The sequence below is a fragment of the Aeromonas sobria genome (assembly GCF_050266975.1).
Taxonomy (GTDB): Bacteria; Pseudomonadota; Gammaproteobacteria; order Enterobacterales; family Aeromonadaceae; genus Aeromonas; species Aeromonas sobria_B.
Window position 1 is genome coordinate 134,293 of record NZ_JBKISU010000008.1, and the last position, 10,532, is coordinate 144,824.

Annotated in this window: 9 protein-coding genes; 3 read left to right on the forward strand and 6 right to left on the reverse strand. The window is 64.4% G+C overall.

Annotated elements, in window-relative coordinates:
* Positions 1–181: 181 nt before the first annotated feature.
* Entirely contained in the window at positions 182–1,369 is a 1,188-nt protein-coding gene (locus tag ACLHZ1_RS06745) for an FAD-dependent oxidoreductase (RefSeq protein ID WP_427261473.1), read from the forward strand.
* An 83-nt stretch (positions 1,370–1,452) separates the two neighbouring features.
* Here ACLHZ1_RS06745 and ACLHZ1_RS06750 read toward each other — a convergent pair whose 3' ends face one another.
* The 3 genes from ACLHZ1_RS06750 to ACLHZ1_RS06760 form a co-directional block, all read right to left on the reverse strand.
* Positions 1,453–1,674 (reverse strand): putative hemolysin, encoded by a 222-nt coding sequence (locus tag ACLHZ1_RS06750; protein WP_427261459.1) that lies wholly within the window; start codon positions 1,672–1,674, stop codon positions 1,453–1,455.
* 204 nt (positions 1,675–1,878) lie between these two features.
* Positions 1,879–2,046, reverse strand: a complete 168-nt coding sequence (locus ACLHZ1_RS06755; protein ID WP_427261460.1) for a hypothetical protein — start codon at positions 2,044–2,046, stop codon at positions 1,879–1,881.
* Between the two features lie 46 nt (positions 2,047–2,092).
* Positions 2,093–2,695, reverse strand: coding sequence for a nitroreductase family protein (locus tag ACLHZ1_RS06760; RefSeq protein ID WP_427261461.1), 603 nt, complete (start codon positions 2,693–2,695; stop codon positions 2,093–2,095).
* Between the two features lie 239 nt (positions 2,696–2,934).
* Here ACLHZ1_RS06760 and ACLHZ1_RS06765 point away from each other — a divergent pair, with 239 nt between their 5' ends.
* Together ACLHZ1_RS06765 and ACLHZ1_RS06770 are read left to right on the forward strand one after the other, a co-directional pair.
* Positions 2,935–4,476, forward strand: coding sequence for a diguanylate cyclase domain-containing protein (locus ACLHZ1_RS06765; RefSeq protein WP_427261462.1), 1,542 nt, complete (start codon positions 2,935–2,937; stop codon positions 4,474–4,476).
* Between the two features lie 251 nt (positions 4,477–4,727).
* On the forward strand, positions 4,728–5,243 hold the full coding sequence (locus ACLHZ1_RS06770; RefSeq protein WP_427261463.1) for a hypothetical protein: 516 nt from the start codon (positions 4,728–4,730) through the stop codon (positions 5,241–5,243).
* A gap of 125 nt (positions 5,244–5,368) precedes the next feature.
* Here the strand turns inward: ACLHZ1_RS06770 and ACLHZ1_RS06775 are convergent, their stop codons facing one another.
* The 3 genes from ACLHZ1_RS06775 to ACLHZ1_RS06785 form a co-directional block, all read right to left on the reverse strand.
* The gene (locus ACLHZ1_RS06775; RefSeq protein WP_427261464.1) at positions 5,369–6,325 is read right to left on the reverse strand and encodes a D-2-hydroxyacid dehydrogenase; all 957 of its coding nucleotides are present in this window, start codon (positions 6,323–6,325) and stop codon (positions 5,369–5,371) included.
* A 351-nt stretch (positions 6,326–6,676) separates the two neighbouring features.
* Complete coding sequence (locus ACLHZ1_RS06780) at positions 6,677–7,435, reverse strand: DUF3530 family protein (RefSeq protein ID WP_427261465.1); 759 nt, start codon at positions 7,433–7,435, stop codon at positions 6,677–6,679.
* A 392-nt stretch (positions 7,436–7,827) separates the two neighbouring features.
* The coding region (locus ACLHZ1_RS06785) for a type I secretion C-terminal target domain-containing protein (protein ID WP_427261466.1) at positions 7,828–10,532 on the reverse strand (2,705 nt) is incomplete at its 5' end.

Sequence of the window (10,532 nt, forward strand, 5' to 3'; positions counted from 1 at the left end):
ACCTGGCCCCGCGCGCGCATCCGGCCGGGATCTTGGCGAGCCGGGTCACTGCTTGCCAGAGCATCTTGGGGTATCATGGCCCGCAGGTGCCGGGCCGTCCGCGCCACCTTGTGTCACCCGTCCGCCCCCGGCGGGCCTTGCGCCTCGCGGCGCCCGTTTTCAGGAAGCAGCCATGTCCGCAATGCAAGATGCCCAAACCGCCGCCCCCCAAGAGTGCGATGTGATCATCGTCGGCGCCGGCATGGTGGGCGCCGCCACCGCCTGCCTGCTGGCAGGCCAGGGCCGTTCGGTGCGCCTCGTCGAGAGCCGCTTGCCCGCCCCCTTCTCCCCGGAGCAGCCACCGGATCTGCGGGTCTCCGCCATCAGTCAGGCCTCGGTCGCCCTGCTGGATCGCGCCTGCGCCTGGGAGCCGCTCAGGCAGATGCGTTTGTGCCCCTATCGCCGGCTGGAAACCTGGGAGCTGGATGGCTGCTCGACCAGCTTCGATGCCGCCGCTCTGGGCTTGCCCCAGTTGGGATACATAATAGAGAACCGCCTCATCCAGCTCGCCTTGCTGCACCGCATCGAGGCGCTAGCCCAGATCCGGCTCCACAGCCCGGCGGCGGTGAGCGGCCTCGCGCAGGACGGCGACGGGGTGACCCTGACCCTGGCGGATGGCAGCGCGCTGCGGGGGCGCTGGTTGCTGGCCTGTGACGGCGCCGAGTCGCAAGTTCGCCGGCTGGCGGGGATCGGCGTGTCCCGTTTCGAGTATCGCCAGCACTGCCTGCTGATCAATATCGACACCGATTTCGCGCAAGAGGACATTACCTGGCAGCAGTTCACCCCGAGCGGCCCGCGCGCCTTCCTGCCCCTGTCCGGGCGGCACGGCTCCCTGGTCTGGTATGACAGCCCGGCCCGGATCCGGGCCCTGGCCGCCATGGACAACGCGGCGCTGGCCACCGAGGTGCGTCGCCACTTTCCGGCCCGGCTCGGCGGCTTCACCGTCACGGCCAAGGGGAGCTTTCCCCTGGTGCGCCGCCACGCCAACGCCTACCACGCCGATCGGGTGGTGCTGCTGGGGGACGCCGCCCACACCATCAATCCGCTGGCGGGGCAGGGCGTCAATCTGGGCTTCAAGGACGTGGCCTGCTGGGTCGAGCTGCTGGCGAAGGCCGGTGCCGACTGGCACGACATCGCCCTGGCCGAGCGCTATGAGCGGCGCCGTCGCCCGGACAACCTGCTGATGCAGTCGGGGATGGATCTCTTCTACGGGGTGTTCAGCAACGAGATAGGGCCGCTCAAGCTGGCTCGCAACCTGGCCCTCAATCTGGCGGACAGGGCGGGCCCGCTCAAGGAGATGGCCCTGCGCTATGCCCTGGGGCTGGTGTAGCCGCCCGCCTTGTCCGCCCCTGGCGAGCCAGGGGGCCAGGCCTCTCCCCGAGGGGGCCGCCTCTTACCCGGGCCAGCCCATCGTCAGCGGGCGCGATAGAGCTCCCACTCCTCCGTCACAGTACCATCCGGCAGGTGGCAGTAGCCGACCGTGCCGCCCGGCTCTTGCTCCAGCATGACTCGGCCCCCCAGCTCGACGCAGTGGACGGACGCCGGGTTGGCCAGGCCGACCCGAGCCGGTGCCTCGTGGCTCGTACAGGCTCCCAGCAGCAAGGCGCAGAGCAGGGTGAGTAGGGGTTTCAACATGATGTCTTCCTTCAGACGGCCGCAGGAGCCAGGGTTCGCTGGCTTCACCTTAATGCCGGTCCCCTCCGGAGGGCAAGCCGTCGTGGCGTTCTTCAGGGTTCAGACCGGGATGGCATCGCCTCCCGATCGCCCGTCGATGACTTGCGTCGTGTCGATGAACATCTGCAGACAATGATCCCGGATGGGGTCGGCAAAGGCTGGATTTCACACCAGGCTTAATTCCCACTCGGACCAGGGGCCCGAGAGGAGGGAGAGGGTGACGTCGGGGCCGGCGGCGATCCAGGATTGGCGCCAGGTGACGGTGCGGCTCGATGAGGGAGAGGGCTGCAGCTGACCCTGCTGATCTGAGCCGGCTTGGCGGGGAGCGGGCAACAAAAAGCCCCCGACGAGCGGGGGCCTGGGACGGGCGGAGCCTGGGTTACTTGAAGACCCGGAAGCGTTCGGCGTCATCCATGAAGGTCTTGTCGCCGGCGGGCTGCTCTATGCTGCCAAAGGGCATCTGGGCGCGCAGCAGCCAGCTGGCTGGCAGTTCCCAGCGCTGGCGAACCTCGTCATCGATGAGGGGGTTGTAGTGTTGCAGGGAGGCGCCAATCCCCTCCTGGGCCAGGGCAGTCCAGACCGCAAACTGGGCGATGCCGGTGCCATGTTCCGACCAGATGGGGAAGTTGTCGGCGTAGAGGGCAAATTTCTGCTGCAGATCCTCGATCACCGCCGTGTCTTCGAAGAAGAGCACGGTGCCAAACCCGGCGCGGAAGCTGCCGTTGATCTTGCTTTCGGTCTGGGGGAAGGCCTCGGCCGGTACTATCTTGCGCAGGGTCTCCTTGGTGAGATCCCACAGGGCATGATGCTGCTCACCGAACAGGATGACGGCGCGGGAGCTCTGGGAGTTGAAGGAGGAGGGGCTGTGCTTGATGGCCTCCTGGATCAGGGTCGTCAGCTGCTCCGGGGTGTGAGACACCTTGTCACCGAGTGCATAGATGGTGCGGCGTATCTTCATCTGTTCGATAAATGAATGACTCATAACCTCTCCTTTGTGTGACATGACTACGTATTTGCGGCATGGAAAAGGCCGTTTGGCTCCTGTCCATCGAGCCATTGACTATAACACCCGCGCTCGGCTCGCCGTCAACGGCCGAGGTCACGGTTTTGCCTTTTTGTGTTTTCTGTCAATTGCGGTGGGTTCCACTGATTTCAGTCAAGGATCAAGCGGATGCTTTCGCTATAAAATTCGCTTTCATCAGCGGATTAAATGGATGAGTGATGTTCAAGTGGGTGTTTAATCGGCGTTACTATGTGTTGACTTCCTGTACCTGCCTGCTGGGGATCCTGGTGCTCATCGCCACCCTGGCCCTGGCCGCGGCCAGTTACCTGCGCAGCATCGACAAGACGATCGCCGGTTATGGTCACATGGTCTCCTCCATTGAGGCGGCGCTCATCCACGAGCAGGTGCTGGCCAACCTGCGTCAGCTGGCGGTGCTGGAGGCCTCCCTGGACAAGGCCGCCATCGCCCGTGGCGAACCGGCCGACAATCCCATCTGGGCCATCGCTCATCAGATCAAGCGCGACAGCCACTACATCTATTTCTACAACGCCCGCTTCGATCGGCTCAGCAGTTACCCCCTCTGGGTGCAGACGGCCGAATATGATCCCACCCTGCGCCCCTGGTATCCGGCCCTGTCGATGGCGGGGGAGTCACCGGTCTGGCTCGGCCCCTACGAGGAGTACCACTCCAGCAGGCAGATCCTGACCCTGAGCAAGCGGGTCATGGATGATGAAGGCGAACTGCTTGGCCTGCTGATGGTGGACATGTCGTTCCATACCCTGCAGCAGGCGCTGCAACGGGCCATGGCGGACAACCAGGCCGCCATCTACATCAGCCAGCGGGGCAGCAATCGACTGGTGGTGGGCTGCAACATGGCGCTCTATGACGGGGACAGGGTCACGGCCGAGACTCATCGGCGGGGATGGGACGTGATCTGGCACGGCAGCCACTTGCGGCGCGAGCTGGCGGACATCGACTGGGATCTCAATATATATCTCCCCCCCGAGCTGTTTCGTGACAGCCTGCTTGAGGCCCTGTTGATGGTGGTGGTGCCCCTGCTCTCCCTCTTTGCCATCTGGTTTTTCAGCATCAAGTTTCTGGTGCGGGTGTTTCGCCAGGAGCAGGCGCTGGTGGCCGGCTCCCTGACCGGCATAGTGCAGGATCCCAGCCTCCCCAAGGCCTCTCGCCAGCTGAAGACCTGGTTTGTGCGCAATAGCCTCAGCGAAATTGACCAGGTCCGCGCCAGTTTCTTGCAGGGGCAGGATGCCCTGCTGCACGACCCCCTCACCGGCATCATGAACCGGCGCGCCTTCAGCCAGCGCAGGGAGGCGCTGGAAGAGAGTCTGACCCCCCATTGGCTGGTGCTGTTCGACGTGGATAATTTCAAGCGCATCAATGACAGCTGGGGCCACAGCACGGGGGATGCGGTGCTCAGCCGGGTGGCGGGGCTGATGGTGGCCGAGTTGGGGGAGGAGGTCGTCTATCGCATCGGGGGGGACGAGTTTGCCGCCCTGCTCCCCTGGGATCGCCCCGAGCTGGAGGAGCGATTGCATGGTTTGCTGGCTCGGGTGCGTCAGCAGCAGTGGCGTGAATTCAAGGCGTCCATCACCCTGAGCGCGGGGGGCGCCCACTACCCGGATGATGCCCCCCTGCTGTTCGAGCGGGCCGATGAGTGCCTCTATCAGAGCAAGCGGCTGGGGCGGGATCGCTGGCATCTCTTCCAGCCCCGGGGGGAGGGCGTGCGTCCGACCCCCCTGTGATGACAGTATCTGTCTGAGGGACACCCTTCCCGGGCTGGCTACGACAGGCTTGCCCGGGGGGAAATCCTGTGTTCACTATGGGAAATGGTGTTTTTTTATCTTGTTTTTCATGCTGTTAGCTTTTTTGTTTCATGCCTGACTCCGCCACGGGATTCTTTTGGAGTAAGTGTCGGCTTGTTGCGACAACTAGCGCCCAGAATGGCCATTCGTATAGTGCAGGGGAAATTAATCAGGTTTGACAGGAGTACCCCATGAAGATGAGAAGACATGGCATGAGCGCTCTGGCCCTGTTGGGCTCCCTGCTGCTGATGAGCGGTGCGGTTCAGGCCTCGGAGACACTCAATACCGTGCTCGGTGGCGGTCTGGGGGGCGTGGCAGGCACCATGCTGGGCAAACAGCTCGGCGGTGATACGGGCGCCCTGGTCGGCGCAGCCGTGGGGGGAGCCGCCGGTGGCGCGGCGACCGCCAATCGGGGCAACAAGAACGAGGCGGCCATCGGTGGTGCCGTGGGTGCCCTGGGAGGGGCCGCCATCGGCAAGAGCGTGGCTGGCGACACGGGTCAGCTGATCGGCGCCGGTATCGGCGGCGCTGGCGGCTCCGCCATAGGGGCTCGCACCGGTGACGGACACGAGGCCCGTGGCGGCGATCGGGGCGGGCGACGTTATGATGGGCGCAACTATCATGGTGATCGCCATTATCACCATCACCCCAAGCACAAGAAGAAATATTACAAGAAGCACCGCAAACACAGATGGCATGACGACTGACGTCAGCCGGGAAATGCAGCAAGGGGCCAGGGGCCCCTTTTTCGTACCCCTCGTTCAGACCAAGCGGCCCGGCCGAGCGGGGCTTGATATTGTCTGCCAGCTGCTCCGTGAGGGAATACTCCGTGTCAGACCAGGCGGTGCTGGCGCCTGCCGGCGGCGAAGGCGTTGATGTTGTCGATCAGCTGATCGGCGAGGCGCTGCATCGACTCTTCGCTGGCCCAGGCCACGTGGGGAGTCAGGATGAAGTTGGGGTATTGCAGGGCCTGCATCAGGGGGTGATCCGGGGGCGGCGGCTCTATGCTTGCCACGTCGAACCCGGCGCCGCCGAGGCGACCGTTGCCGAGGGCCTCGAGCAGCGCCTGCTCATCCACCAGGCCGCCGCGACCCACGTTGATCAGCAGGGCCCCGGGTTTCATCAGGGCCAGCTCCCGCGGGCCTATGAGGTGGCGAGTGTAGGGGGTGAGCGGGCAGTGCAGGCTCACCACATCGGAGCTCTGCAGCAGGGCGTCCAGGGGCAGGCGGTCATCCTCGGCGGCGCCACCCACCTGGCTCTGGGCGTAGCGCACCTCCATGCCGATCCCCCTGGCCCGCTCGCCCAGCGCCTGGCCCAGGGTGCCCTTGCCGATGATGCCGAGGCGCTTGCCCTGCAAGTCCATGATGGGGTGATCGAAGAAGCAGAACTGGCCGCTCTGCTGCCAGCGCCCCTCCAGCAGGGACTGGCGCCAGGCGAACAGGTTGCGCGACAGGGCCAGCATCAGCGCCATGGCGTGTTCGGGCACCGAGGGGCCCGAGTAGTTGCGGATGTTGCACACGGCGACATTGGCGGCGCGGCACGCCTCCAGATCCAGGTTGTCGCTGCCGGTGGCGGCCAGGGCGATCAGCCGCAACTCGGGCAGTTGATCCAGCTCGGCTTTGCCGATGCGCACCTTGTTGATGATGGCGATGCTGGCCTCCCTGAGCCGCGCCACCACCTGTTCGGGGGCCGTGCTCGGGTAGCTCTGCCAGTGGTGGGGAAAATCGGGACGGTGCAGATGCACGTTCGCATCCAGGGTGTCGCTGTCGAGAAACACGATTTGCTGCATGAAGCCTCCTGCCAATGATGGGGCCATGATGCCAAAGAGTGGCGCCCAGTAGCCAGCCCCAATGCCGCCAATCGTGGGAGAGGCAAGAGTGGCGGGATCAGAGCCAGCCCGCATGCCGTCAGGCTGGGGAGAGGCAATAGTGGCGGGATCAGCGTCAGCCCGGATGCCGTCAGGCTGGGGAGAGGCAATAGTGGCGGGATCAGCGTCAGCCCGGATGCCGTCAGGCTGGGGAGAGGCAATAGTGGCGGGATCAGCGTCAGCCCCAATTCCGTCAGGCTGGGGAGAGGCGATGGGGCGGGATCAGAGCCAGCCCCAATGCCATCAGGCTGGGGAGAGGCAATAGTGGCGGGATCAGAGCCAGCCGAGGTGGGCGAGCCAGCCCTGAATGCGGGTGGGGGTCTCGTCCAGGGTCATCAGGGCGTAGGGACGGTAGTTGAGCTTGTGGCTGCGCCGGCTCTCGCTCTGGCGGGCCTCGGCGGCCAGTTGCGGCCAGCGCCCCGGCTCGTCTTGATAGAGATCCAGGGTCGGCACCCTGGTCTGGGCCACCTGCTTGGCCAGGGCCTGGTTGCTCTGGGGCAAGGGGAAGAAGCCGTCCAGCAGCACCAGGGCGTCCGGGGCCGGCAGCTTGTCGCTGGCGATGAGGTTGGCGGCCCAGGCTGCGCTGGTGCCCTGGGCCAGCAGCAGCCTGAAGCCCCCCTCCTTCCACTTGGCATCCCCCAACTTGGTGATGCGCTCGGCGAACTGGTCGCGAAAGCGCTCCATGGCGGGTTGCCGCTTCTCGGCGGCAGGATCCAGCTCGCTCTGCCGAGGGGAGGGGAGCAGCAGCAGGGTGTCGAAGCCCAGGCGTCCCAGATCCCGGGTCAGTTGCCACAGCTGGCCGCTGCGCTGCCAGTCCGGCAGCAAGATGGCCAGCCCCAGGTAGCTGTCACCGTCGTGCCTGGCATAGAGCACCGTCTGCTGCTCTATCTGGGTGCTGTCCGGCAGCCCCTGCCAGTCCGCGTTCTGCCAGTAGTCGGCGGGCGGAGGCGGGGCGAGCTCGCTGGCACGGGTCGCCCCGCCGCTCAGGCAGCACAGACTCAGCAAACACAACGGTAGTGACACTCTGGCCATGGGCCCCTCTCGACTCGCCCCGGGACTGGGTCTCCTCCTGTTAACGGCGGCCCGCGCCATTTCTGAAGGGGATGTGTGAGGAGGGGTCTGTGGCAATGGATGCACTCTTCCCCATGACCCTGCCGGGTCTGGGGCGGTTGTCATCCTGGCTTCATTCATCGAATGCATGGATTGGGCAAGAAATGAGTCCTGCCATCGGCATGTGTGGCCAGTTGATGGCCTGGTTGTGGTCGGCGGCGTCCCATGGCGCGTGCATGGGGTCCTGTGCCGGGCATCTTGTTCCCCGTCGAATGTCTGGGCGGCAGGATAAAAAAATCCGAAACCGGATCCACCGGCTTCGGATTATTGCCCCTGGGAGGGGCGATCCATGGCCCCTGGTCGTCGCACCTGGGTTAGATCATGCCGTCGACCTTGATGAGGCCGTCCATCAACATGTTATTGAGCAGCTCGCTGGCGCTGCCGCCCCCCAGATCGTCGAAGCTGAGCCCTTCCAGCACTATCTCCTGGGTCACGGGCCCGCTGCCCGTCGTCTTCACCTCGATGACGGTGCTGCCATCGCGTTCCACCAGGGAGAGGTACTGATCCAGGGTCGTCCCCGTCTCCCCTTGCAACAGGTCGCGCAGGTCGAGACTGTCCCCTTCGTGGCGACTGAAGTCGAGTACCCTGTCCTGGGCAGGGCGCCCCCCCGAGCCTTCATCGCCGGCCTGCCAGACAAAGGTGTCGGCGCCACTGCCTCCGCTCAGGATGTCGTTGCCGGCGCCGCCAACCAGCGTGTCATCACCGGCGCCGCCGATGAGAAGGTCATCGCCATCTCCGCCGATCAGGATGTCATCGGCCCCGACGGTGAGGGGTATATCACCTTGCCCCCCTGGCTGCCGCGGGTGGGTCGTCTCCGGCACGGGCATCAGCGCCAGTTCGCGGGCCCATTCACTCAGCGTGCCGCCATCCATGCCCTGGATAGCCTGCAACAGCAGTCCGGGATCGGCGCTGGCGGCGCCGGTGAGGCTCTGCAACTGGCCGAGGAGGGCCGCCGTCTCGGCGCCGGCGTTCACAGCCCCATCCGTCACATCGGCATCGACCGGCAGGGGCTCCCCTGGCGCCGCATCCTGCGTCAACCATCCTTCTGCTGCCAGCGCCTCGGGTGCCTTAAAGCCCAGCTCATCCCCATGCTGCTGGATGTAACCCAGCATCATGGTCAGGGGCAGCGCCTCCACCCCCACGCCTAGCCGGCCAGCGATCAGCGCTTGCAGATGGCTAAAGGCCCCCGCTGGTTCTGGCTCTGGCGCGGCGAAGCGGGAAGTCACGGCAGAGCGCCCCTGAGTCTGACCGCTCTGATCGACCACAAACTCCAACTGAGACTCCGAGCTGTCGCCATCCCCATCGGTCAGCACATAGTCAAAAGAGACGTCCTCGGTCACGGTGCCGGTCGCCACCGAGATGGCCCCCACGTTGAAGGCGGTGTCTTCACCGACCGCATAGATGACCACGCTGTTGAAGGGGGCGTCGCAGTTGATCTCCAGAATGGGTTTGTTGTCCGCCGTCCGGACATAGGTGCCTGAGTCGATCACATTGCCATCTGCGTCAAATACCGTCCAACCGACCGTCTCCCCCGGCTCGAAATAGACCAGATCAAACTGGATTGCACTGGCCGCATCGGGGAAATCAACTTTGACCCCGTCGTTGGCCTCACCTTTCTTGTCTCCCTGGCCATCGATCTGCGAGTTCTCCGGCCCACCACCCGCATCCCCCTTGATCCCCAGCGACCCCTTGCCACCCGGCACGTCGAATTTCAGGTCACTGTCATACTCGATGCCATTAAAGGATTGGTCACTCGAGAGCACCACATTAACCGCAGTAAAGGTGTAATCCCCCAGAGTGGTTGTGTTCTTCCCGTTGACGCTCTCGGCATGTCCCCCCTCGGTATCGGTGGGATCGAAGATGGTCTGGTAAGTCGGGCTGAACTCGTAACTGCCATCCGAGTAGAGAGTCAGGGTGCCCTGCTCGGTCTCGACCACGGCGCACAGGCGAGCATCACCGGTGGCGGGATCCTGTGGCTTGAGCTCGATATAGTCATTGCTGCCCTCCGGCGTATGCATGCGTACGTGCGTGACCGAGGCCTCATCAGCCCCCTGCGTATCCGCATCCCCCGAGATCTGCGTCCAGCCAGCCGAGTCATTGGTGGTGCCCCACAGCCCCGTCATCACGTTGCCGTAGTAGTTGCCGGTGTCAGTGTCGGTGACTTGCACCCTGTCGATGGTCGCAATGGGCACGTCGTCCGTGATGGTCACGGTGACCTCCAGCACGGTCTGGTTGCCGTTGCTGTCCGTCACCTCAAAACTCACCGGTGGGAAGGTCGCGCTATCGCTGCCCTCATCGTGCCGATACGCCTCACTCTGGGTAAACACCAGGGAGATCTTGCCATCGTCCCCCACCTTCAGACTGAACTGGCCGTAGGTGATGGTCTTGTTGACCGCATCCACTGCCGCCTGAGTCAGGATCACCCCTTCCGCCAGCGCCAGTACCTGCACCGACTCGCCGCTGCTCCCCACCTCATGGTCGTGGGTCTCAAACGTCATGCCCTCTGGCTTCACCGTCGAGTCGACCACGGTCACCTTCAGCGTCGCCTCGTCGCTATCCCCATCCCGGTCGGTAATGCTGAAGATGAAATCATCGGTGCCGCTGGCATTCGGATTGGCCTGGTAGCCGTAGCTACCGTCAGCGTGCACCGTCAGCGTGCCGTATTGTCCACTTATCGTCAGTGATGTCCCCGGCGCCAGCGTCAGCGTCTTGCCATTGATGGTGATGCTCTCCAGCTCCGGCAGGTCGGCACCGAAACTGTGACTCCAACTGCCCTCGGCATACGAGGAGCCCGAATCAATCACCCCCTCCGGGGTATCGACCTCGATACTCGGCAGGCTGTCCGTGATGGTCACCGTGACCTCCAGCTCGGTCTGGTTGCCGTTGCTGTCTGTCACCTCAAAACTCACCGGTGGGAAGGTCGCGCTATCGCTGCCCTCATCGTGCCGATACGCCTCACTCTGGGTAAACACCAGGGAGATCTTGCCATCGTCCCCCACCTTCAGACTGAACTGGCCGT